This is a genomic window from Legionella sp. PATHC032, from assembly GCF_026191185.1.
Classification (GTDB): domain Bacteria; phylum Pseudomonadota; class Gammaproteobacteria; order Legionellales; family Legionellaceae; genus Legionella.
The window spans coordinates 885,584-910,457 of record NZ_JAPHOV010000001.1; the positions used below are offsets into that span (position 1 = coordinate 885,584).

The following is a 24,874-nucleotide window of genomic DNA, read 5'->3' on the forward strand; positions in this document are numbered from 1 at the left end:
CACCTTAGAATTTATAATATAAAAACTCACTGATATGCCCCAATGAGAGTAGTGAAATCAAGGTTAAAATAGCACAAACTGCTGCGGTGAACACTGTGGGTAACCAATACAGTTTCTTAATTGGATAGGGCTCAATTTCCCCAGGGTAAGTTTCAAGTGCAGGATTATATTTATAAAGTAATTGTTGAGTATTAGGCCCTAAAAATACGATTAATCCTGTTATGAGTAAAAGTACAAACAAATGCTGTAATTGTTCAAAATGAAACAAGGTACTGGATAACGAAACATTCTGAAATAAGGCAATAATAATATGATTACTGGTTGTAAAATCTTCAGCTCGGAAAAATATCCAGGCTATCATAACAGCCAGAAAGGTAATGATTTGAGCAAAAGAATTACCTATACATTTCTTTATAGAGAAGAATTGAAAATAATGAGTTTTTAACAGCAGCCATAAATGATTTATCACTAAATAAAAACCATGTAATAAACCCCATATGACAAAAGTCCATCCGGCCCCATGCCAAATGCCGCCTATAATCATAGTTATCATCAGATTAATGTATCGATTAATATGGCCTTTGCGGTTTCCACCTAAAGGGATATAGATATAGTCCCGCAAAAAACGAGATAAAGTCATATGCCAGCGACGCCAGAAAATAATAATATTAGGTGCTTTGTAAGGTGAGTTGAAATTCAGAGGGAAAATGATGCCAAAGAGGCGTGCTAAACCTATTGCCATATCAGAATAGCCCGAGAAGTCAAAATACAATTGAAAAGTATAGGAGAGACTTCCGCACCATGCTTCTATAAATGTAATGGATTCTTTTGATGCCGCGCTAAAGACGGTATTTGCGTAGGGTGCCAAAGAATCAGCAATAATAGTTTTTTTAAAAAGACCAATAGAAAAAATAGTCATGCCAACTGCACAATTTTCCCAGCTGAGCAATTTTTTTCTTCTATTTTCAAACTGAGGCATTATTTCCTGATGATGAAGTATTGGTCCTGCCATTAAATGAGGAAAAAATGTGACGAATAAACCGTAGTTTGTAAAGTGAGGCACCTTAATTTGTTTTCTATAGCAATCTGTGAGATAAGCAATTTGAGTAAAGGTAAAAAAAGAAATGCCTAATGGCAAGTCTCCATTAATTAACTCAAGAGGTTGATTAAGCAATAGGTATATATTAGCCACTAAAAACTGGCTGTATTTAAAGTAAATAAGTAAAGATAAATTGCCAATAAGTCCTGCATAGAAGAACTTTCTATTGATGCGCTCAATCAATAAGCTAATGAGAAAATTAAATAATATTGAGATTAATAAAAGTGGCAAATAGTAGAAATTCCAATATCCGTAAAAAATAATAGATGCAAGAAATAGAAATGTGATTGTTTTTGAACGGATTTGACTAAGCTGAAAAAAGGAAAATAGAGTAAAACTAACAGGCAAAAAGAAGAAGAGAAAAGAATATGAATTAAAAAGCATTATTTAATTTTGTATAAAAATAAAGACATCATTATACAATATAATAAACTTGGAATTAAATTATCGATGCAAATTGATCATTTGCTTTTGGATTTTAAAATATTTTTGCTCCTATCATCCTTTAAGCTAACATTATATTCGGTTTTTTAGGATAACTATAACAAGCAATTTGGTGCTTGCTTCCGTGCAAATATTAAAAGAATACCCGCAATAATGAATGGAAAATGTTGATTAAAAACCAGAGTTATTATTTACCAACAGGTAAATCCTCCGTCTACTATGATGTTTTGTCCTGTCACATAAGATGAAGCATCTGAAGCAAGGAAAACCAATGCACCTAGTAACTCGTGAAACTTTCCCATTCTTCCTAAAGGTACTTTACTTGAATAATTTTTAATAAAAACATCATTTTGCCCACTTTCAATACCGCCGGGAGTTAGGGTATTAACACGAATGTTGTATTTAGCCAAATAAGTTGCCAGATATTTAGTCAGGCTTAGAACTGCTCCTTTTGATACAGAATAAACAGCTGGAGTGTTGATTTCTACCCCCAAGTATTCTGAGCCCTTATAGATACCTTGATCTGGTGCAACAACACCATAAATAGAGCTTGTCTGAATGATACTCCCACCGGTGTTCTGAGAGATCATTTCTCGACTCACTGCTTGAGCTACAAGAAACATTCCGTCCAAATTGACTTCCATTACTTTTCGCCAGGTCTCTAAACTATATTCTTCAAAAGGGGCAAAGAATTGATATAAATCATTTGTCTTACTGGCTGCATTATTTAAAAGTATATCAATAGAATTGAATTGAGTCTTTACCGTTTCAACCATATGAGCAATATTCGCTTTATCAGTGACATCACATCTCAAAGGTATAACCCTGGCATCTGGGTATTCATTTAGAATTGATAGGCATACTTGCTCAGCCTTTTCATAGCAAACATCAGTTACCGCGACTTTAGCACCATTTTTTGCGAGCTCTCGACTAAAACCTTTACCAAGAATTCCAGCTCCACCCGTGATAATTGCAGTTTTATTTGTAAGATCAAACACTCGCTTTCCTTAATTATTTATTATTAAAAGTAATTTGCTCCATAGGTTTTAATGAAGACAATTGCGTTATTAAATGCATGGTATTTATTGTTTCATGCGGTGGTATAACAGGTCTTTTTTTCTCAACCATTAGTTGCATATTTTTAATGGTGCGTTTAAATGCTGTAAAATTATCATGCAGATTATAATGACAGTGACCATTGGTGCCATAAAATGATAAATGAAAAGTTTTTCCGACAGCCCCCAAGCACGACAAGTTAAATACAATGTTATTTTCCAGTGTGAGATTATATGATTCGAATAATGTAGGTAGACGCATTGCAGAAATTACTTTTCCCAGTCCTAAACCATTAATTGCATCAATAAGATGAATTCCATATTTTTCCAAATGATTTAAAACAACACCTTCTATTAATTTTAAATCTCCAAGATCCAAATCGTTATTTCTTAACAGGTCTAACTCTTGAGCATATCGCATTCCAGAAGTGCTCATGAGCAAGCCATTATTTAAATATTTTTCAAAATAATTTAATTCATCAGTATTTAAGGTCAGTGGCTTGTCAATAAAAACAGGTATACCATGTTCGAGGAAGGGCTTGGCCATTTTGTAGTGAGTTTGATAATCATCTCTGGCTATGAAGACCAGATCTATTTTGCCTATCATCTCTTCATAATCATCAAGTGCATATGTAATTTTACTTGCTGCACATAATTGTCGGGTTAAGTTTTTGTCTTGGGTCCATGCACAAGTAACTTGCAGATCATGAAAATCAAAAGCATCTCTAGGCTGTTTTTCCAGATAATTTAGAATAACAGGCCAGCCCGCTGCAATAAAGGCATCAGGATCATATCCATTAATAATAGCGGAGAAAGAAAAAGGGTGACCGTTTCCTTCACTGTATCCTAAAATACCCGCTTTCATCACCATACACCCCAGCCACCATCAACGCATATGTTTTGACCTGTTATATAAGATCCTGCCTCTGAACATAATAATATTGCGGCACCTTTTAATTCATGAGGTTGCCCAATCCTATTAAGTGGGTTTTTGCTGTTTAGACGTTGAATAAAATCAGGATTTTCTTTTTGAGTACTTTCAAATGGAAATGGGCCGGGGCTTATGGCATTGACCCTGATTTTGTGGGGTGATAAAAAGCTTGCCAAATATTTGGTGAGTTGAATTAAACCTGCTTTAGCGGCTCCGTAGCTTGGGGGATTAGCAAATCGCTCACTATCGTATAACCTATAATCAGGCGCAACATGTCCATACATAGATGCTATGTTAAGAATATTCCCCTTTTTCTTCTTTAAAAGAGGATAAGCTCGTTTGATAGTCCTGAATACTCCATTTAGACATATTTCTATATCCAGATTCCAGTCCTCATCAGAAATGGATTCAAAAGTATTTTTTCGACCTGACCAGCCACAATTAACTAGAATATCCAGTCCATCAGGAAATAACTCATTAACTGTATGCATGAATAGATCTATAGATTCAGGATTAGAAATATCTACGGATAGGGGGGTGAAAATGCTATTTTTAAAATTTTCAGTTAGATAATTAGTATAATTTTGACATTTTTCCAAACTACGACTAGCGATGATAACATTAGCTCCCTGTTCAGCAAAGGCATGAGTTATTTCACTGCCTAATAACCCTGCTCCTCCTATCACTAAAGCGGTTTTACCATGTAGTGAAAAAAGGTCAGTTAATCTCGGTGCTGTTTCTGGTTTCGAATAAGACATTTGCAATCACCAAATCTTTTTTTGTATCAATATCAATTACAGAATTTCCATCTAGAATTTCTGCACCCATTTTTCCAAAAAGGACATTCGGTCCTTCATTAGGAAAGGTCTTTAGGCTAAACGCATAAACAACTCCATTTAACTGATAAGCCTTTGGTAAATTTTGTCTTGAAATCCATGGTATAGCACCTTTAATAAAAGGCTCGGGTTGGCCATTTTCAACAGACCAAATCCTATGCGGATTTATTTCAGATTCATTAAAAGTAGCAATGGAATCCAGTTCTTCATGAACTAAGCGGTAAAGGCATTTTTGTATGATTTCTTTAGTCCGAAAAGGGGATGTTGCTTCTAGCAATATCATGTAATCAGGTAGATTGTTTTCAGAAGACAGAACTGTCCGACAATATCGAATTGCATCAGCGACTAATGCTGTGTCTGTAGCTAGATAATCCGGTCTGTGCTGGATAGTAACATTATAGGATTTAGCAGTATTTGCAATATTTTGATCATCCGTTGATACTATAATTTCATCGATTTCAGGAACTTCTGAAGCTACTTCAATAGGCCAGGCAACTAAAGGTTTTCCACCAAGTAGGGCGAGGTTTTTATTGATAATGGATTTACTTCCTCCTCGCACTGGTATAAAGGCAACAATCCTTTTGTTATTTATCATTATAAAATCATTTGTTATTTTTTTATTGGTCGAATTATAATCTCGCAGAAATTTTAAAGCAATAATGGGCTTTTCATATTTTTATTTTATTCTTTTGCATAGAGTTTTATAGATTTGTTAATGATTACCCATAATTTTTTTGATAAACATATATTGCTTAAAACAAACAGGCGACTGAGTATTCCAACTCTTACCAACAAGGTGCTAAAAAAAGAAGAGTCATTTTTAAAAAACTTATTATGATATCTCCACATTCCTTTTGCTTTATACCCTAGGACTCTAATAGGAATTTGTTGAGTGCTATAGCTTTTTATATGGGTAACTTTTGTTTGAGGGGTAAAAATAATTTTCCATCCTCCTTGAATCACTCTATAAAACCAATCGTAATCTTCGCAATAAAGAAAGTATTTTGCGTCAAGAAGACCTATATCATCTATAGTTTTTTTTCTAACAAACATACAGGAGCCCGAAATCAATTCTACCTCTACGGGATGATCTGGCAAGGGCTTATCAGAGAGCAAGTAGCCTGAAAACTTGGGATTGTCTGGAAATATTTTTCCTAATTTGCACATTTGATTAAATACTCGGGCGGGGCTTGGTGTAAGTCCTCTGCATCCTGCTTGTTCTGTTCCATCCGGATTGGTTACGAGACAACCTGCCATTCCTGCGTCCGGGTAATTATTCATCACTTGAAGCAGATGCTCAATGGTGTTCTCGTCAATAAAACAATCTGGATTTAAATAGAGTATGAAGGGTGTTTCTATCATAGGATATACAGCATTATTGGCTGCTGAAAAACCAAGATTGGCATGGTTTTTATGAATATGAATATTTGGATTATCCCGGTATGCGACAGTTAACAGGTGCAAGCTATCATCAGATGAGGCGTTATCGGAAACAATTATTTTTACTGGGACGGTACTAGCCAATACTTGTTGTATACATTTCAGCAACATTTCGCCTGAATTGTAATTAACTATAACGACTGTGACTAAATTTTTTACCATGGTAAACCTTTATTCAGGATTTTGAGCAGATGGATGGTATTTATTTTTCGCGATTTTTGGATTATTTTGCGTTGTCTTAAAACCCTTTGCAAACCTTTCATTGCGTCAATTTTTGATTTTAAAATCGTTGATGTCTGTCCTCTGAAAATAAATAACAGAATGGTAACGATATTTAATAAGAGATGTAGCGGGAAACTTAGAACTAATAGGAAAATAGGCATATTTTTAAAGTAAGTCCAAACCAGGTTGCGATGCCCATGATAGGTATAAAAATCGCTATGCCTTTTTGTTGTTGCAGAACCGGTATGTTCAACAATGGCTTTAGGAACATAAGCGCCTTTATAACCAGAAAGCCATAAGCGAAAAGCAAGGTCGATGTCTTCATAATAGCAAAAATAATGCTCATCAAATCCCTTTACGTCATGGTATGCATCCCGTCTGTATAGGGCTGCTGCAGCACAGGGAGAAAATATCTCTGAAATACTGCCGGGATCCTGATGAAGTGGCTTCCTGTGATTTCTACGCCAGGCTTTTCCGCTGATATGATAGCAATCTCCGGTGCCATCCAATAAATGGGGTTCTTGCTCACAAATTAATTTTGAGCCCAGGAAAGCAAATTGTGGATATTCACGAATGGTATTTACCATTTCCTCAAGCCATTCTTTATGGGGATAGGCATCAGGATTAAGTAATGCAATCCAATTGATTTCGGGGGATAAATATTCCATCGCGCGGTTATTACCAGACGCAAACCCAAGATTTTTGTCATGTTTAATGATTGTTAAGGATAAATTCAGACTAACAATCTCTTGGGGGATGTCTTCATGGCTTGCGTTGTCAAAAATGATAACCTGAGAAGGTTTATAGGTTTGATCAGCTAGTGCTTGCACTGCTTTTAACAGATATTTCCCAGAGTTATAGTTAATAATGATGACTCCAATATTAATAGAGTGATCCATATTATTGTTAAATAAGTAACTCACGATCCTGTTTCCAATTTGGGAGAGCATTGATCATACTGATGTATAAATTATTGCTTTCTATAAACCAACTCATTTTTTGAATTAAAAAATATTTATTCACAAGCTCTTGTGTCAGCACATGATTTACCTGTTTATCATAGAGGTATGGAAGAGAAATAGAGGAATACGATACGGATAACACTTCACAACCTTGTACTAAACTTTCGGCTAATTCAATAGGTAGATGATAATATTCCTGGTCTATTACCTTTATATTGTAATTTTCTTTTAGAGTATTAATGATTAATGAAAATAAATCCGGGTCATGTGCGGGATGGGGTTTTAAAATAACAGTACTGCCTACAGTAGCGTATTTTGATAGAATGTCTTTATAAAGTGCTATTTCATTATCTATCGTGGTTAATTTGGACTCTGTAAAATTGCTGAGCATAAGCAGATAGCATGGATTTGGGCTATTTTTAATTAAGTCTTGCATATGGGTCTTAAAGTCAGGGATACAATTAGCAAGATCAGCAACACATTTTTTTAAATCACCTTTGGGAATAATAGAGAAATCGCATTGGGTTAAAAAATCTTTCCCAGGATCACAAGGTATAGCCAATATAGCCTGTTGAGCCTGCAATTGATATTTTTTTCTCGGGTAGATTAATTTTCTTTTTAATCTCGCAAGTATATTGTGCAGTATAATTCCATTTTTATTAATAATTTGGTACATAAATCGAGAGAAATAGGTTTGAGTATAGACTAATCCCAAGGCATCACCATAACATATACATTTCGCATGGGGAAAAGCATGCATCAATGCCTGGTTCCAAAAATCACTACTGATGTCATGGGAAAAGAAAAGCTCATCAAATTCATATTTTTTTAGTTTACGGCGTAATAGTTTTGCTCGTAATCTTACTGGTAAGTAAGTGATGAATTTGGGGTGTTTGAATAGAGAGTAACCCGATAAAACAATTGAGTTAGGTTCATTACTGATTAATGCTTGAATATGTGAGATTTTAAGGGAATTAAATGGAATATGTGGTTTGGTAAGAATTATCAACGGCTTTAACGTGGACTTGTTTATTATTTTATTATGTCGATATGCAGCAATAGCAGGTATTAATTGATTAATATGATCAATACTGATTAAGGTTGGTTTATTCATATTATGATTAATTCATTCATTAATATCATACAAGTTTTTGTCAGCATTATCTGCTCCCTTACGGTCGCGGCTCGGTTATGATCGTGGTTCTTTTTTAACAGCAATCCGAGCCGCAACCGTAAGGGAGCGGATAGAATCACACTCCATAGACCATAGGCAAGGAACTAGGTAAATGGATAATCCATCTCGCTATTTAATTTGTTTTCTAATAAAAATTCCTTTAAGGGGCCTAATAGTTGCAAATGATGCTGCATGGAAATTTCATAACTTGTCAGGTTGCAACTGCCAGTTTCTAGCAGGGTAGTGACTAGCTCAGCAGTAAGCATGCTTTGGTAAGGTATAGGTGCATTGACCTCTTCCCATTTCCAGTCCTTTTCCAGGCTGGTCTGCCATGCTTTTTGTTCCCACTCTCTGGAAATTACTCGTAGTTTATGGTTGTAAATTTCAATTTGAATAGGCGCCATGCCGCACTTGTCACAATGTAAAAAGGCAGTACTCCCATTTTCAAATCGAGCGACTAAAGCTCCGGTTAACTCAAAATAGCCATTTCTTTTACTCGGTATAATTTGCTTATCAAGATATCGGGTATCAATCTCGAATTGGTCGCTTCCGGTGATATAGGCTAAATGATCAAGATAATGGATTGCATTCGTGACCAGACCATATTGACTTCCATTGACATGGTATTGGACTACTTCATTTTTAAATGCAGTATTTAAATGCTGATAATACGGCATCATTCTCATAGTGCAGTTAACCCAGACTTTCGTATCTTTTGAAGATAATTGTTTAGCAATATTGTAATAATCTTGCTCTTGGGTAAATAATAACTTTTCAAGAACCAGATGTCTCACTTCTGTTTTATTTAATAAATTTTCTATGATAGTTCTGCGGCTGTTTGCCGTGCTGGCAATAATCGCTATGTCTATTGTTTGATGATTGGTTAAGCTTTGTGAATAATTAATTTTATGTTTTACATTTTGGATAGTGGCATCAAAGCGGTTTTTTGCTGTTTCAAGTGACTCAAGACTGGAATCAATAACGTCTATTTCTATTTCTTGATTAAGTAAATTAAGTGATTGTAAATGTCTGCTGCCAAGTTGACCTGCACCAATGATTACTATTTTTTTCATGATAGAGTATTTTAATTAGTTATAAATAGGTTAGCATTTTAGCTGACTTGTTTGTTTAATTCCACAGTTGTTATTTGTTGATTCTGCGTTTTAGATATTTGCTCTGATAACCATTTGGCTAATACACGGTGTCCTTGCTCGTTAAAATGTGAGAGGTTCATAAAGTTATTTTTTGAATAGTTAAAACTGGGTGTCAGGCAATGAATTTTGGGAAATTTCTTACATATTTGAAAAATATCATCCAGTTCATTCTGAATATCAGATACTTTAAATTGAGTTTGTTTTATACCATTTTTATAGATTGGGGAAACAAAAAAATAGACATGGTCAGCAACAGATGAAGCAGATGAAAATAAAGAATTGAGGAAAGCTGTGTAATTAGGCAATTTTCTTTTAAAGTTGGTGTATTTCTCTGAAAAACTATCAGGAAAAGGTAGAAATGAATATTGATATTCCATCTTTTTATCAGGGGCATATATTCTGTTCAATTCTAGGTTGATAAGTAGATTAATTCCACGCGGATGAAGCAAATAAAAACGACTATACGAGGTATTAATAAAATCAAACCAGGGCTTGTTTGTATCTTGAGCAGTGTAATATGAGGAAGTTGAGGTAAAATTAAATAGATTGATTTCTATTATCAAGGAATCTATATGTAACTTGTGATCTTTTAAATAATTGATATGAGTCAGGGTGTCTTGACCGCTTTCTCCAATTCGTGAAGCATTGAGAACAGTATAATTTGGAAAATAATTGGTCATGAAGTAAGTATAAGTTTCTTTAGCAAGTAGGTTATATCCATAAGAAAATGATGAGCCAAGCACTAGCATGATGGGTTTGCCGGACGACTTTAATTTTTGATTCAAATAAGCTTGAATAAGGAAAAATTGTTCTTTAGGTTCAAAGTTTCTAACATTGATTAAATTTTTATTATAAAAATAGGAAGTCAATCCCCCAAGAAAATAACTCCAAAATAAGTGGGTAAAAACTAATCCAACAACAATTGTGATAATGTATTTGTAATAAATTCTTTGAATCATTTTGTTATAATCACTATGAGAGATTTCCCTTGAAATGTATGTCGGCCTCACACCAATTATTAGAATTTTTTCATGTGAAAGTATATTAATTATAAATTGGTGAGTCTTTTAGGTTAATTGCTTATTTGATTCTCCCATTTTTAATTGTTGTTTATGAGTTTTAGCTATTTGGTTTGATAACCATTTGGCTAATACACGGTGTCCTTGCTCGTTAAAATGTGAGAGGTTCATAAAGTTATTTTTTGAATAGTTAAAACTGGGTGTCAGGCAATGAATTTTGGGAAATTTCTTACATATTTGAAAAATATCATCCAGTTCATTCTGAATATCAGATACTTTAAATTGAGTTTGTTTTATACCATTTTTATAGATTGGGGAAACAAAAAAATAGACATGGTCAGCAACAGATGAAGCAGATGAAAATAAAGAATTGAGGAAAGTCTCGTACATAGGCAATTTTTTTTTAAAATCGCTGTATTTTTCAGAGAAACTATCTGGAAAGGGACTAAAAGAATATAAGTTTTCAATTTTTTTACCGGGGTTAAATATTCTATTCAATTCTAAATTGGTCAGTAGGTTGATTCCGTGTGGGTGTAGTAAATAAAACTGGCTATATGAATTATTTATATAATCAAACCAGCGTTTTGGGCTTGTGTCTGCTGCTACTATACTTTTTGAAGAAGTAAAATTAAATAAATTTATTTCTATTATCAAGGTATCTAAATGTATATTTGTAGCTTTTAAATAATTAATATTAGTTAAGATGTCTTCACCACTTGACCCAATTTGGGAAGCATTTAGAATAGTATGGTTTGGAAAGTATTTAGCCATATAATGAGTGTAAGCTTTATTAGCTAGCAAATCATATCCATAAGAAAATGATGAGCCAAACACCAGAATGACAGGTTTTTTGGGTGATTTTAATTTTTGGTTCAAATATGCATTGATAAGAGGATATCGCTCCGTATCAATAAAATTTCTAACATTAATTAAATTTCCACTATAAAAATAGGAAGTCAATCCTCCAAGAAAATAGCTCCAAAGTAAGTGAGTAAAAACTAATCCAATAACTATTGTGATAATATATTTGTAATAAATTTTTTGAATCATTTCGTTCTATCACTAAGTTAAAAATTGAAATATAGGAAAGTACTAGGTGTTTGAGAAATAGTGGTTATTGCGAAATAAGTTAATGCTCCTAAACCAAAACCGTACCAGATACTAGGAACCCACAAAAGTTTATCTGTAAGTGAGCTTATAGCTGGACCAGAAGTATTTTTAGCTGGATTATCTAGTATAGCATTGGTCTTTTTCATAATTTCAATAGTATTTGGCAGGATAGAGCAAATTGCCAGGCCTGCTAATAGAAATAACCCAAAGAAGATATAATTTAATAAAGTAAGCAATCCAGCTGTACTGTAGAAATAATGATTGATATGAAACATACCTTTATAAAAATTTTCGACGGTAGCGAAATTGTCGGCACGAAATAACACCCATCCAAGGACTACAAGAAAGAATGTGAAGGCAATAGAAAGGTATCGCAATATTTGTAAAGTTACTTTTGAGTTTATTTTAAAATGGAAGCTTTCTGAAAGCTTGTTTTTGCATGCATGCCACCCATGATTCAAAATAAGTAAGCTACCATGATAAGTTCCCCATAAAATGAACGTCCACCCTGCACCATGCCAAAACCCAACGATAACCATTACAATGAATAAATTCAGGTATTTACGAAAGGCCCCTCGTCTTCCTCCACCAAGAGGTATATACAAATAATCTCTGAAAAAACGGGATAAACTCATATGCCATCTTCGCCAAAAATCAATGATATTGATTGCTTTATAAGGAGAGTTAAAATTTACTGGTAATTTAATCCCTAGCATATAGCTGAGGCCTATTGCCATCTCGGAATAACCTGAAAAATCAAAGTAGAGTTGCAAGGTATAGCCAATGGCACCAATCCAGGCGTCTACAAAAGAAAGATCATAACCTTTCCCTGGCAAATCAAAAATATAATTGACTTTGGGGGCAATGGTATCTGCCAAACAAACTTTCTTAAATAAACCGATTATAAATATAGATAATCCTATTATAAAGTAGCGTATGAAGGGGAACTGTTTTATCGCTACAATTTTTTTAAATTGAGGCATGACATCGGAATGATGAATGATTGGGCCTGCTATTAAATGTGGAAAATAGGTAACAAATAATGAATAGTTAATAAAATTAAATTCCTTTACTTTTCCCTGATAAGTGTCAACCAAATAGGCTATCTGTGTAAACGTGAAAAAGGAGATGCCCAGAGGTAAAATAATGTTTAAGTAATTAAAGTTAGTATGGGCAACTGTATTGAAATTCTGTATAAAAAAATTCATGTACTTGAAATAAAAAAGTGCTCCAAGGTTACAGGCTATTCCAAGAATTAAAAAAGTTTTTTTGTGGAATACTTGTTCATTTTTAATAATTAACTTACTGATTAAATAATTAAAACTTATCGAGGCGACCAACAAAATAAGATAGTTCGGGTTCCACCAACCATAAAAAATTAAAGAAAAGATTAATAACCATGGAGTGACGCCTGATTTAAAGTAATGAATGAGAAAATAGCTTCCAATTAGGGCAATAGGTAAATAAACAAATAAAAACAAATACGAATTGAATAACATGATCCCTGTTTTAATGGAATTAAAAGGCAAATCATAATTTAAGTTTCCATAAATTGCCACATAAAGTATACTGATTTAATCATATTGCTCCTGATTATTTTCATCAGTTTTTTCAAGTAATTGTTTTTTTATGGTTAGTGTGGAGATTCAATGATTTTTCATCAGTTATTTGATCAGGATTCTTGTACTTATACCTACCTCATAGGTTCTCCTGATAGCAAGCACGCAATAATCATTGATCCAGTAAAATCCCATGTTCCAGGTTATATTAACTTGATTAACGAGTTGGGATTAAATTTGGTTGCCGCTATAGATACCCACCTGCATGCTGATCATATTACCGGGTCTGGTCCATTAGCTCATTTAACTGATTGTCAATCCATGATGGGCATTGAGACAGAGGCTAAATTTGTGCAACTTAAATTCTGTGATAATGAAATTCTCAATTTTGGGAATATTAAAATAAGAGCGATGCATACTCCAGGTCATACTCCAGACTCCTATTCTTTCATACTGGAGGACAAAGTATTTACTGGCGATACTTTATTAATTAACGCCACAGGCCGCACCGATTTTCAAAATGGCAGTGCTGGCGAACAGTACGATAGTCTGTTTAATAAGCTTCTAAAATTGCCTGATTTTATGAAGGTTTATCCGGGGCATGATTATAACCAGAAACATTACAGTACTATTGGGCAGGAAAAAAAATATAATCCCAGATTGCAAGTAAAATCCAGGCAAGAGTATGTTGAAATGATGGGTAATCTGAATTTGTCTTTTCCTAAAAACATGCATTTTGCAGTCCCTGCCAATTTGAATAACGGACTAACTGAGCAAGAAATTAATGCTTTCGTTTAAACGGTAGTATGTTTTATTTATTCATTGGTAGCTCAATAGCCCTTGTTGCTGTGTAAATAGCGAATGATTTTAAAAATGGAATTTTATTAGCTGGCTCATTATTTGAATTAATAAACTGGAAGTTTTCCGAATTTCACTGTAAATTCATTCTTTTAATATCGTATCTATTTGATTTTAAATACGTATTTTTATATTGTTTGAGTTTATTGCAGGAAAATAAACTTGTTTTTCTTTTTGAGCCCGGTTTATTTATAATTGAGAGTTTTTGATATTAGGGGATGTTGAACGGTTTTATGATGAATTTATGACAAGGAATTTATTAATTTTTCAATTCATTTTTGCAAAAATTAAACGCAAATTTATTTGTTACTTAATATTCCGTTAATAATCAGAGTGTACAATGTGATCCAAGCAATAAATTTTGCTTAAAATTTGTTCATATTGTAGTTGCCAAGAACACCATGGAAGCGTTCTATGGAGAAGTAGGTAGCTGCTATGTTAGGGAGATTTTAGTCATGTTGATTTTGACTCGGCGTATAGGTGAAACATTAATCATAGGTGATGATGTCAATATTACTGTTTTAGGTGTAAAAGGCAATCAAGTTCGCTTGGGGATTAATGCTCCAAAAGATGTTTCTGTTCATCGTGAAGAAATTTATTTGCGCATACAACAAGAAAAAGAATCTGATGATTCGGAACAAGCAGTATAAATCGATTTCCACGCAGCTCATCCAGTTCCGAGTACTTAAAAATACTCGGGACGAACCTTAAATCCTTTCTTATACCATATTTTCAATGTAGCTTATTGGCTCTTACCAGTTTGCAGTGAAGTATCGCCTGATGAAAGATAATGACAGATTCCTTTGTCATCTTTTAACATCAATTGTCCTGAAGGATTCACGCCACAAGCAATTCCTGATAGGAGGCCTGAAGATTGTGAAACGGTAATGTATTTTCCTGCCAGATAATCAACGGCATTCCATTCACTCATAAAAATATCAAGATCAGCGTTCATAAACTTATTTAAATATTGTTCCAGGTGAACAATAAGGCTGGCAATTAAAAAATTACGATTGTATTGTTGTTTATAGATTTCATACAAAGAACACCATGGTTTATCTGGTAAAGGATGATGTTCTGTATCTGTATTGACATTTAGGCCTATTCCAATGATGACTTGTGCACTACTATTGGATTCTGCTATGATTTCAATAAGACTCCCGCACAATTTTTTGTTACCCCAGAGTATGTCATTGGGCCATTTGATTTTGATATCTTTTGAATTGCTTAAGGTATTTAAAAAGGCTATCAAGGCCAAACTTGAAACAAGACTTAAACCAGAGAGTCGAGAAAGATCACAATTAAAACTCCATCTGGTAGAGCAGTAAATATTCTCTCCAAAAGGAGAGTGCCAGTGTCGTCCAAAGCGCCCCCTTCCTTGAGTTTGCATTTCGGTACAGCAAATTTCGACTGCTGAGCTTGAGGGGAGGTCTTTCAGGTATCGGTTGGTTGAGTCAATTGATGTAAATAAATGCAGTTTAAAAGGTTGGCGGAATCCTGTGCTGTGTAATTTTTTGCTGATTTGATCGGAGTCCAACAGGATTAAAGGCTTTGCCAATTGGTATCCTTGATGTGCTAGGCGGATAATAGGTATGCCTAAATCATTAAGCTGATTGATTTGTTTCCATACGGCTGAGCGACTGATTTTTAATGCGTTTCCTAATTCGCTCCCACTATGGCATGTCCCATCACCCAGTATTTGCATTAAAGTATGTTGAGATGGATTAAATTGGAACATGATTTAAAATTTTAAACTAATATTTTGTTGAAGCTGGACGATCCCATGACGAATTTCTCTAACAGAAGGGTGGTAGCATAAAGCCCCACTGCAGCATACTTCAGGCATGAATGAGCGTAATTGCCAGGTCATATTATGCAAGGGATCGTCAACCAATTGTTTTGTAGGGAAATTGGTGGGAACATGAAATTCTTTGGTTGGATAGGAGAGACCTAAACCACTGGCTTTGATGAATGCTTCCTTTTGCGCCCATATATGAAAAAATAAGGCCGGTTTGAGTGATTGAGGTGCTTTTTTCAGTTCCTGGTATTCTTGCTCTGAAAACAAATTTTTACCTATCCCTTCATAAGGCCGGGCTGAATATCTTTCAATATCCACCCCGATCGGATAGGTTTTACCTACTGCCAACATAGCCATTTCACCTGTATGACTGATGTTAAATTGCAATTTTTGCGAGTTAATCACATTGGGCTTGCCATGATTATTGTAAGTAAATTCCAATCGTTCAGGGGGCGAATTAAGGTATCGAGCCAGGATAATTCTTAAAGTCGCTCTGGCGTTGGTAAAGCGTCTTTTGTGGCGATTAAAATAAAAGCGATCCGCACGGGAACGTTCATCAGTATTCAATAACTGATAGGCGCTATGCAATTCATAGTCTAATGAGAACTGCCAAAGATCAATACGTGACTCATTTAAAATGCAGTTTTGTGTGTTTAATGGAGTAAATCCTGTAATTATCATCTGTTGTATCTGAAATCTGGCATCAATTAACGGTTAAGAGTATCATATACCAAAGATGTTTAATTCACCAAAGAGTAATCAATGACCCGACAATTTTTGGACTTTGAACAACCGATTGAAGAGTTGAATCAAAAAATTGAAGCACTGCGTATGGTTGGCAGTGATAATGAAGTTAATTTAAGTGAAGAAATAGCTCGACTTGAAGCTAAATGCTCCGAGTTAACAGAGAATATATTCTCCAGGCTCGAACCATGGCAAATCGCTCAGATGGCCAGACATCCTTTAAGGCCACAGACTACTGACTATATTGAGCGAATTTTTACTGATTTTCAGGAGTTGCATGGTGATCGCAGTTATTCTTCAGCCCCTGCCATTATCGGAGGCATGGCGCGATTAAACGGGGAGCCTGTCATGGTGCTTGGTCATCAAAAAGGTAAACGTACCAAGGAAAAAGTATACAGAAATTTTGGTATGGCAAGACCTGAAGAATACAGAAAAGCGCTGCGTTTGATGAGAATGGCTGAAAAATTCAAAATGCCTGTCGTCACATTTATTGATACAGCTGGAGCTTATCCTGGCATAGGTGCTGAAGAACGTAACCAATCAGAAGCCATTGCACGGAATCTTTTTGCTATGTCTCGCATTAAAACACCAATTGTCTGTATTGTTACAGGAGAAGCCGGTTCAGGTGGTGCCTTGGCGATTGGGGTCGGTGATAAGATTATTATGCTGCAATTCAGCATTTATTCAGTCATTTCTCCTGAGGGGTGCGCCTCAATCCTTTGGAAAGACGCTTCCAAAGCGAGTGAAGCCGCGCGAGCTATGGGGATTACTGCAGACAGAATATTCGAAAATGAATTGGTTGATATGGTAGTTCCTGAGCCTTTGGGGGGCGCACACCGAGACGTTGATGAGATGGCAAGTCGCTTGAAGAGATTATTAACGAGTGAACTCCAGGCTTTGAAAAAGGTGCCTCTGGATCAATTAATTGAGTTAAGGTATCAAAAATTTATGGCAATGGGTGCTTGTGACTAGGCCTTTACTAAGTCCCGAATGGGTAGCTCGCCTTAAAAAATTCAAGAAGTTGCTAGTAGGGTTCAGTGGTGGCTTGGACTCTACAGTACTCCTACATGTTCTTGCCTCATCTCCTTCCTTATGTGAACAACTTTTGGCTGTGCATATTAACCATGGAATTAGTAGAAATTCTCTAAATTGGCAAAGGCATTGCGAGCAATTGTGCCTGGATTTAGGTATTGCTTTTATTGCCAAAGCGATTGAATTTGATCGTACTGCAAATGTTGAAGAAGCAGCACGTAATGCGAGGTATGATTTTTTTTCCTCTTTATTAGAGGATAATGATTGCCTGGTTTTGGGTCATCATCTGGATGACCAGGCTGAAACAGTTCTTTTGCAACTGTTTCGTGGGGCAGGAATTGATGGGTTGGCAGCCATGCAGGAATGCAGTAACTTGGGTACAGGACAATTAGCAAGACCGTTTTTGACCTGGCCGAGGGGGGAATTAGAGCATTATGCCCGTATTCATGGATTAAAATGGATAGAAGACGAAAGCAATCATGATATAAAATATTCTCGCAATTATCTGCGTCACCGGGTAATGCCATTATTAGTTGAAAAGTGGCCAGGAGTAGTAGGTAATATTTCTCGAGCCGCAACTCATTGTCAGCAGGCAAAAGCAAATCTTGATGCATTGGCTATAAAGGATTGTCCTGATTTGCTAAACGCTACTGATCATCTACTCATTGAACCGTTAAAAGGACTTGAGTTTGAGCGTATTACCAATGTTTTAAAGTTTTGGCTAAAAAAAAATCGAATTCAATTGCCATCGTCGAAGACGTTTCATCGTATCATTTATGAAATAATTTTTGCAAAGCTCGATGCCATGCCAACAGTGAGTTGGGGGCAAATACAAATACGTCGTTTTAAACAACATCTTTATCTGCTTAAAGCAGACAAGGGCAATTTACCAAAAGTTATTGAATGGCGACACTTTCCAGTTTCTTTAATGTATCCAGATGCCAATATTGATTTGTCTGCAGTAAAGGCAAAAGAGGGATTCAGGGTCCCAAAAGATGCGCAAATAGAAATTCGATTCAGGAAGGGGGGCGAAGAGTTTTATTGGCATGGACAAACCAAAAATCTAAAAAAATTATTTCAGGAATGGCAAGTCCCTCCGTGGGTAAGGGATCGAGTTCCATTGATTTACATTAATGGACAATTGGTTTGTGTAGTAGGTTATGCACTGAGCGATTTGTTTTTTACTACTAATCCGCTGGAAGCTTGGTCTATAGTTAATAATTCTTAATATAACAATCTCCGCTCCCTCACGGTCGCGGCTCGGTTTTAGCCATAATTTCATTTAATCCGCTCCCTCACGGTCGTGGCTCGGTTTTAGCCATAATTTCATTTAATCCGCTCCCTCACGGTCGTGGCTCGGTTTTGACAATAATTCAATTTAATCCACTCCCTTACGGTCGTGGCTCGGTTTTGACAATAATTCAATTTAATCCGCTTCCTTACGGTCGCGGCTCGGTTTTGACAATAATTCAATTTAATCCGCTTCCTTATGGTCGTGGCTCGGCTTTAATCATAATTCAATTTAATAATCTGATTAATCATCCGAGCTGCGACCGTGAGGGAGCGGAAAAATTTGGATGTTTTACCAATTTTCCATAACAAAATTTATTTCAAAAATAATTAGTTAGTGTGGTATTCTTTTATTCCATAAACAAGTCCTAAACCAAATGGAAATGGTTGAATAATGATATCTGAATCAGTGATCCCACTCGCCTATTTTATTACCTTTACATGTTATGGAACATGGTTACATGGAGGCAAATCAACTTCAGTTGATCACTACAATAATATACCAGGAACTGAATTTATCCCTTATGATCCAATGCGGGTATATCAGGTAAAAAAACTCATGCTGGAAACACCTTATTCTCTCGATGAATTAAAACGTAACATTGTTTTGCAAGCGATTTGTGAAGTGTGTAGATATTGTCAATGGGTGTTACTGGCTGCTCATGTCAGATCTAATCATGTACATCTTGTTATTCATGCCCAACGATCTCCTGAACAAGTGATGAATACAGTAAAAGCATACGCATCGCGTGATTTAAATAAAGCAAGACTGGATGGTGATAGAAAGAACAGATGGACTCGTCATGGAAGTACACGTTATCTTTGGAGCAAAGAAGAAATCGAAGCGACGATTCAATATGTTGTCTATGAACAAGGTTCACCGATGGCTGTATTTGAAAATAAAAATAGAGTATTGAGTGTTGAAATTTGAGCTATCCGCTCTCTTATGGTCGCGGCTCGGTTTTGGCTATAATTCAATTTAATCATCTGAGCCGCGACCGTGAGGGAGCGGATTACGTTTAAACCAAACTAAATTATCCCTTCCGTTTTTTTATAGCTTTTATTACTATACATCAGGATTGAATAGGTTTATTCTGCGCAAATTCAAATATTGTGCAATTACGTTCTATTATTTATGTCTGATACCCATTGCGAAAAAAGCTACAGAACAAAACTTCTAAAACAGGGTTTGCTTGGTATATTCATCTTATGCCTGGTTTTTCTGTTTCTCGAATCTTTTTCAAGATGGATAGCATCTACAAGTACAGCACCTTTTGGTGAGAACATTAGAAACGATCAGAAAATGATTGTGAGTGACTCCATCAGACAAGGCATCGTTGCTATTGGTGATTCCATTATTGCCAGAAGTTTTTATCCCGAACTTTTTTCTTCTCTGTTAACGAAAAATTTTTCCAAATCTTATGAAGTGTATAATATAGGAGTAGAAGGTTCAGGAATTCTCCATCATCGGGCACACTTAAGATATTTATTGAAAAGGAATGTCAAACCAGATTTTGTGATTATGAATGTTTCTGTTCACAATCTTAATTTGAATAATCTTGCCCATGATAGTAATGACCACATTATAGAGCCAGCATATCAAGATAATAACTCGTTAGATTATTATACTCGTTGTTTTGTAGTGGACAAACCAACAATAGCCTCAAAAATGTATTGTAAAATTGCGGAATATTCTTATTTTTTTCGTTTAATCCGTTATTATCATCAACAACTAAATAATAGTTTACAAGCCCTATTGCACACTCAGCGCTTACGTGTTGATAATTTATTCATTAAATATCCTGCAGTTTCAAAACAGGGTTTTTCACCTAATTTTGGGAGTCTTACTGAACAAACAGTGAATACACCCAGAATGCTTGAATTTTTAAGATATGAATACAGACATGTGTTTGCCAATTTTAATTTGGGTACCGATGGATTAGACAGTATCATTGATGATCTGAATAACAATTCAATTAAAGTGATTTTAGTTTTGGCGCCAGTTTATCATCCAGTAACTCGTAAGGTATATGATGAATTCAACTTGCCATCTAATAGCACTATAGCCAGTGCGCTTGAACATTATGCTCTAAGGAAAAATATCGCTTTTATTAATTTATTTGAGGAATGTCAGGATCCTGTTTATTTCCAGGATCCAGTACATCCTAATATCTATGGTGCTGTAAAGATAACCACATTGCTAGCGCAAAAAATTATCAAGAAACAATTTGTAGGACCTGATGGGTATTTGGATCAGGAATTGTTTCAATACCTAAAAAACAATAATGAGAACAAAGCATGAATTTTGTCACTTTTCAGTTCGTTGTTTTTTTAGTTATTACGGTCATTGTCTTTATGATGATGTCTCCCTATTATCGGAAATATTTTATTTTGCTTTGCAGCTATTTTTTTTACGGTACCTGGAGTATGCCCTTAATCAGCGTCATCTTGTTTTCAACCTCAGTTGATTACTATCTGGGGAAAAAAATCTATAAAAGCCATTCCAAAACTCATAAAAAGCTCTATTTGACTTTATCTATTTTGGTTAATTGCTCCATTCTGATTTATTTCAAATACATGAATTTTTTTATTTCCAGCATTGATGCTATTGGCTTTAGTTTAGGGGCTACCCATCTTTTGTTAAATCCTATGCATATTATTTTGCCTCTCGGTGTTTCTTTTTATACTTTTGAGGCGATCAGTTACATTGTAGATATCTATAGAGGGGAAAAACCGGCAAGTAGCTGGTTGAACTACAATTTTTATATTATGTATTTCCCGCATCTGATTTCAGGACCGATTGTTCGTTATAAAGAACTGCACGCTCAATATGAGAAGAAAATGGAATTACCTGAAACTTCGCGTTTAAAAGAGGGATTTCAGTTATTACTTTATGGTTTTATTTTCAAACTGATCATAGCCGATTCAATGGCTTCTATCTCAGATCCTTTGTTTGATAAGTATCAGACAATCAGTCATTTGGAATCCTGGTTAGCCAGTATTGCCTTCACTATACAGATTTATTTTGATTTTCTTGGATACACCCACATTGCACGGGGCGTATCATTATTTTTTAATATCAAATTACCTGTTAATTTTAATCATCCTTATAATGCGCGCAACATCAGTGAATTCTGGCAGCGTTGGCATATCACTTTGTCCTTATGGATTCGGGATTACTTATATATTCCTTTAGGGGGCAATAGAGGTCGTTTGTATCAAACGGTGAATAATTTACTAATTACTATGTTTATTGCTGGTTTATGGCATGGCGCTTCCTGGAATTATGCGATTTGGGGCATATATCATGGTTCTCTATTAGCTATTTATCATGTTTTCCGGTTTTATTGCATTAAAAGAAATTTACAAACTGAAAATCAATTGATGAAGATTGGTTCAATTATAATGACTTATTCATTCGTCGTGATAGGTTGGGTGATATTTAGATCCACTTCATTTGAACAAGCATTCACTATTCTCATCAAGATGTATGATATTCCCGGATTTGTGCGGGAATTTGTAATGAATCAACGTGCTTCGGCTTATACCGATTCATTGTTTTATCTCGTGGGAATGTTCGTCCTATGCTTTATAGGGCCGACTTTTAAATCAATTGAAACGAAAATCTTGTCAGCTCTCCAGCCATTCTGGATTAAAAAATGGCTCTATTCGCTTTCAATTTTTACCGTTTTAATTTTTATGTTTTCGCCTGTGAAACCATTTATTTATTTTGTTTTTTAATTAGATAATTTGTTATCCGCCTCACGGTCGCGGCTCAGTTTTAATTACCATTTGATTTAATCATCCGAGCTGCGACCGTGAGGGAGCGGAGATAGGTTATAGATAACTAACACTCAGGCAAGTTAACAGCCAATCCACCCATGGATGTTTCCTTATAGATGCTTTGCATATCCATGCCGGTTTGTTTCATCGTTTTGATGACCTTATCCAGAGAGATTTGATGTTGGCCGTCACCTATAAGAGCCATTCGGGTTGCATTAACAGCTTTCACGGCACCCATGGCATTTCTTTCGATGCAGGGGATTTGTACCAGACCCAAGACTGGATCACAAGTCATTCCCAGATGGTGTTCCATGGCAATTTCCGCAGCATTTTCAACTTGCTCGATAGTACCGCCAAGAACTGCTGTTAAACCTGCAGCTGCCATAGAAGAGGCAACTCCAACTTCACCTTGGCATCCTACTTCAGCGCCAGAAATTGAAGCGCCTTTTTTATAAAGGATCCCAATAGCGGCAGCAGTCAGAAAATAAGTGTAGATGTCTTCATTACTCATCCTGTCGTGAGCTTGTTGACAATATTTAAGAACAGCAGGAATAATTCCGGCTGCACCATTTGTCGGGGCTGTAACAATTCGTCCTCCTGCTGCGTTTTCCTCATTGACAGCCATGGCATAAAGATTCAGGTGATTCATAATATCTGATTGTTCAAAAATACTTTTGACGCCTTTTTGTTCTATTAATTTTCTATACAAATCAGGTGCCCGTCGTTTTAAGTTAAGGCCACCAGGTAGAGTTCCATCATGTTTGCAACCGTTGTTAATACAATCATCCATTACTTTGGCAATATCAAGAATTCCTTTATGAATTTCTGCTGTACTTCTCCATGTTTTTTCATTGACCAACATCAATTCAGCAATCGTCAAATGGTGTTTTTTACATAATTTCAATAATTCGGTCGCTGTTGCAAAAGGGTAAGGTGGTGGATTGGTATCGGCTGTGGATTTATCAAAGTCTTCTTCAGTCGTAATAAAACCGCCGCCAATAGAGTAATAGACTTGTTCAATCAGTAGATTAGCGTTTCCATCAAAAGCAGAAAAGCGCATCCCATTACTGTGTTTGGGTAATAATTCTTTTTGTAAAAATAAAAAATCAGTTGCTTCATGAAAAGAAATCTCTTTCTTGCCGGCCAAATTGAGTACATGAGAATTAAGGATTTCATGCATTCTTGGGATCATAGAGGCCGGATCAACTGTCTCTGGCGCTTTGTTTTCAAGGCCATTTAAAATGGCTTTATCAGTACCATGCCCCTTGCCAGTCAGCGCCAGAGAACCATAAAGTTCTACTTTTACTCTTTGAGTTTTATCAAACAGATTTTTTTGTTCCAGCAATTGCAAAAAAGCATTGGCAGCTAACATAGGGCCTACTGTGTGTGAGCTTGAAGGTCCAATTCCTATAGAAAATAAATCAAAAACACTAATGTTCATCGCCATTTAAATCTCTTGTTCAATATTAGGGGCAAGTGTAGAAGGATATTACCTTTTTGTCCATTATATAATTAAATGATAGCTTATGACTGGTAATTTTACGCAAATTTAGGCAGAATTAGTGGGCGATTTGTTTTTGTTTTATTTTGCTCAATTTATTGTGCAGTATGAAAACTTAAGTGTAAGACTAAAAGGGGATTGTTTATGAAGATGAAATTGGTGACTGCAGCTGTTATGGGGCTTGCAATGTCAACAGCAATGGCTGCAACCGATGCCACATCATTAGCTACAGACAAGGATAAGTTGTCTTATAGCATTGGTGCCGATTTGGGAAAGAACTTTAAGAATCAAGGCATTGATGTTAGTCCGGAAGCAATGGCTAAAGGCATGCAAGACGCTATGAGTGGCGCTCAATTGGCTTTAACCGAACAGCAAATGAAAGACGTTCTTAACAAGTTTCAGAAAGATTTGATGGCAAAACGTACTGCTGAATTCAATAAAAAGGCGGATGAAAATAAAGTAAAAGGGGAAGCCTTTTTAACTGAAAACAAAAACAAGCCAGGTGTTGTTGTATTACCAAGCGGTTTGCAATACAAAGTAATCAATGCTGGAAATGGTGTTAAACCCGGTAAATCGGATACAGTTACTGTCGAATATACTGGTCGTCTGATTGATGGTACCGTTTTTGACAGTACCGAAAAAACTGGTAAGCCAGCCACTTTTCAGGTTTCACAAGTGATTCCAGGATGGACAGAGGCTTTACAATTGATGCCAGCAGGATCAACCTGGGAAATTTATGTTCCTTCAGGTCTCGCATATGGTCCACGCAGCGTTGGCGGACCCATTGGCCCAAATGAAACTTTAATATTCAAAATTCACTTAATTTCAGTGAAAAAATCATCTTAAGCTTTTGTGAGTTAAAG

At 35.6% G+C, this 24,874-nt stretch carries 23 protein-coding genes; 8 read left to right on the forward strand and 15 right to left on the reverse strand.

Features of this window, described 5'->3' with window-relative positions; all coding sequences use genetic code 11:
- Nucleotides 1-4 precede the first annotated feature (4 nt).
- The 12 genes from OQJ02_RS04025 to OQJ02_RS04080 form a co-directional block, all read right to left on the reverse strand.
- Nucleotides 5-1,192: an MBOAT family O-acyltransferase gene (locus tag OQJ02_RS04025; protein WP_265717975.1), complete on the reverse strand. Its 1,188-nt coding sequence runs from the start codon at nucleotides 1,190-1,192 to the stop codon at nucleotides 5-7.
- Between the two features lie 542 nt (nucleotides 1,193-1,734).
- Nucleotides 1,735-2,541, reverse strand: coding sequence for an SDR family oxidoreductase (locus tag OQJ02_RS04030; protein WP_265717976.1), 807 nt, complete (start codon nucleotides 2,539-2,541; stop codon nucleotides 1,735-1,737).
- A 13-nt stretch (nucleotides 2,542-2,554) separates the two neighbouring features.
- Nucleotides 2,555-3,463 (reverse strand): Gfo/Idh/MocA family oxidoreductase, encoded by a 909-nt coding sequence (locus OQJ02_RS04035; protein WP_265717977.1) that lies wholly within the window; start codon nucleotides 3,461-3,463, stop codon nucleotides 2,555-2,557.
- Nucleotides 3,463-4,287, reverse strand: coding sequence for an SDR family NAD(P)-dependent oxidoreductase (locus tag OQJ02_RS04040; RefSeq protein WP_265717978.1), 825 nt, complete (start codon nucleotides 4,285-4,287; stop codon nucleotides 3,463-3,465). The genes OQJ02_RS04035 and OQJ02_RS04040 overlap by 1 nt, the downstream gene beginning before the upstream one ends.
- The gene (locus OQJ02_RS04045; RefSeq protein ID WP_265717979.1) at nucleotides 4,247-4,960 is read right to left on the reverse strand and encodes a cytidylyltransferase domain-containing protein; all 714 of its coding nucleotides are present in this window, start codon (nucleotides 4,958-4,960) and stop codon (nucleotides 4,247-4,249) included. Before OQJ02_RS04045 ends, OQJ02_RS04040 begins: the two co-directional genes overlap by 41 nt.
- Nucleotides 4,961-5,046: 86 nt before the next feature.
- The gene (locus OQJ02_RS04050) at nucleotides 5,047-5,967 is read right to left on the reverse strand and encodes a glycosyltransferase family 2 protein (protein WP_265717980.1); all 921 of its coding nucleotides are present in this window, start codon (nucleotides 5,965-5,967) and stop codon (nucleotides 5,047-5,049) included.
- Nucleotides 5,961-6,950 carry a glycosyltransferase family 2 protein gene (locus tag OQJ02_RS04055; RefSeq protein ID WP_265717981.1) on the reverse strand — a complete coding sequence of 330 codons (990 nt, stop codon included), beginning with the start codon at nucleotides 6,948-6,950 and terminating at the stop codon, nucleotides 5,961-5,963. Before OQJ02_RS04055 ends, OQJ02_RS04050 begins: the two co-directional genes overlap by 7 nt.
- Entirely contained in the window at nucleotides 6,934-8,103 is a 1,170-nt protein-coding gene (locus OQJ02_RS04060) for a polysialyltransferase family glycosyltransferase (RefSeq protein ID WP_265717982.1), read from the reverse strand. Before OQJ02_RS04060 ends, OQJ02_RS04055 begins: the two co-directional genes overlap by 17 nt.
- A 164-nt stretch (nucleotides 8,104-8,267) precedes the next feature.
- Nucleotides 8,268-9,236, reverse strand: a complete 969-nt coding sequence (locus OQJ02_RS04065; protein ID WP_265717983.1) for a Gfo/Idh/MocA family oxidoreductase — start codon at nucleotides 9,234-9,236, stop codon at nucleotides 8,268-8,270.
- Between the two features lie 38 nt (nucleotides 9,237-9,274).
- Entirely contained in the window at nucleotides 9,275-10,276 is a 1,002-nt protein-coding gene (locus OQJ02_RS04070; protein WP_265717984.1) for a hypothetical protein, read from the reverse strand.
- A 108-nt stretch (nucleotides 10,277-10,384) separates the two neighbouring features.
- The gene (locus tag OQJ02_RS04075) at nucleotides 10,385-11,386 is read right to left on the reverse strand and encodes a hypothetical protein (protein ID WP_265717985.1); all 1,002 of its coding nucleotides are present in this window, start codon (nucleotides 11,384-11,386) and stop codon (nucleotides 10,385-10,387) included.
- 17 nt (nucleotides 11,387-11,403) lie between these two features.
- A complete protein-coding gene (locus tag OQJ02_RS04080) occupies nucleotides 11,404-12,945 on the reverse strand; it encodes an MBOAT family O-acyltransferase (protein ID WP_265717986.1) in 1,542 nt (513 codons plus the stop codon).
- Between the two features lie 150 nt (nucleotides 12,946-13,095).
- On the opposite strand from OQJ02_RS04080, the gene OQJ02_RS04085 reads away from it, so the two are divergent.
- Nucleotides 13,096-13,803 carry an MBL fold metallo-hydrolase gene (locus OQJ02_RS04085; protein WP_265717987.1) on the forward strand — a complete coding sequence of 236 codons (708 nt, stop codon included), beginning with the start codon at nucleotides 13,096-13,098 and terminating at the stop codon, nucleotides 13,801-13,803.
- Nucleotides 13,804-14,318: 515 nt separating this feature from the next.
- Entirely contained in the window at nucleotides 14,319-14,513 is a 195-nt protein-coding gene (gene csrA / locus OQJ02_RS04090) for a carbon storage regulator CsrA (RefSeq protein WP_011213314.1), read from the forward strand.
- 92 nt (nucleotides 14,514-14,605) lie between these two features.
- Here the strand turns inward: csrA and OQJ02_RS04095 are convergent, their stop codons facing one another.
- Both OQJ02_RS04095 and OQJ02_RS04100 read right to left on the reverse strand, forming a co-directional pair.
- Entirely contained in the window at nucleotides 14,606-15,601 is a 996-nt protein-coding gene (locus OQJ02_RS04095) for a biotin--[acetyl-CoA-carboxylase] ligase (protein WP_265717988.1), read from the reverse strand.
- Between the two features lie 3 nt (nucleotides 15,602-15,604).
- On the reverse strand, nucleotides 15,605-16,342 hold the full coding sequence (locus OQJ02_RS04100; protein WP_265717989.1) for a 4'-phosphopantetheinyl transferase family protein: 738 nt from the start codon (nucleotides 16,340-16,342) through the stop codon (nucleotides 15,605-15,607).
- Between the two features lie 81 nt (nucleotides 16,343-16,423).
- Here OQJ02_RS04100 and OQJ02_RS04105 point away from each other — a divergent pair, with 81 nt between their 5' ends.
- From OQJ02_RS04105 to OQJ02_RS04125, 5 genes are all read left to right on the forward strand, one after another.
- The gene (locus OQJ02_RS04105; RefSeq protein WP_265717990.1) at nucleotides 16,424-17,377 is read left to right on the forward strand and encodes an acetyl-CoA carboxylase carboxyltransferase subunit alpha; all 954 of its coding nucleotides are present in this window, start codon (nucleotides 16,424-16,426) and stop codon (nucleotides 17,375-17,377) included.
- Nucleotides 17,370-18,665, forward strand: coding sequence for a tRNA lysidine(34) synthetase TilS (tilS, locus tag OQJ02_RS04110; RefSeq protein WP_265717991.1), 1,296 nt, complete (start codon nucleotides 17,370-17,372; stop codon nucleotides 18,663-18,665). Before OQJ02_RS04105 ends, tilS begins: the two co-directional genes overlap by 8 nt.
- 456 nt (nucleotides 18,666-19,121) lie before the next feature.
- A complete protein-coding gene (locus OQJ02_RS04115; protein WP_265717992.1) occupies nucleotides 19,122-19,658 on the forward strand; it encodes a transposase in 537 nt (178 codons plus the stop codon).
- Nucleotides 19,659-19,862: 204 nt separating this feature from the next.
- Complete coding sequence (locus OQJ02_RS04120) at nucleotides 19,863-21,029, forward strand: DUF1574 family protein (RefSeq protein WP_265717993.1); 1,167 nt, start codon at nucleotides 19,863-19,865, stop codon at nucleotides 21,027-21,029.
- The gene (locus OQJ02_RS04125; RefSeq protein ID WP_265717994.1) at nucleotides 21,026-22,468 is read left to right on the forward strand and encodes an MBOAT family O-acyltransferase; all 1,443 of its coding nucleotides are present in this window, start codon (nucleotides 21,026-21,028) and stop codon (nucleotides 22,466-22,468) included. The genes OQJ02_RS04120 and OQJ02_RS04125 overlap by 4 nt, the downstream gene beginning before the upstream one ends.
- Nucleotides 22,469-22,574: 106 nt before the next feature.
- Here OQJ02_RS04125 and OQJ02_RS04130 read toward each other — a convergent pair whose 3' ends face one another.
- The gene (locus OQJ02_RS04130; RefSeq protein ID WP_265719794.1) at nucleotides 22,575-23,951 is read right to left on the reverse strand and encodes an L-serine ammonia-lyase; all 1,377 of its coding nucleotides are present in this window, start codon (nucleotides 23,949-23,951) and stop codon (nucleotides 22,575-22,577) included.
- 204 nt (nucleotides 23,952-24,155) lie between these two features.
- On the opposite strand from OQJ02_RS04130, the gene mip reads away from it, so the two are divergent.
- On the forward strand, nucleotides 24,156-24,857 hold the full coding sequence (gene mip / locus OQJ02_RS04135; protein ID WP_061504390.1) for a macrophage infectivity potentiator Mip: 702 nt from the start codon (nucleotides 24,156-24,158) through the stop codon (nucleotides 24,855-24,857).
- Nucleotides 24,858-24,874 lie beyond the last annotated feature (17 nt).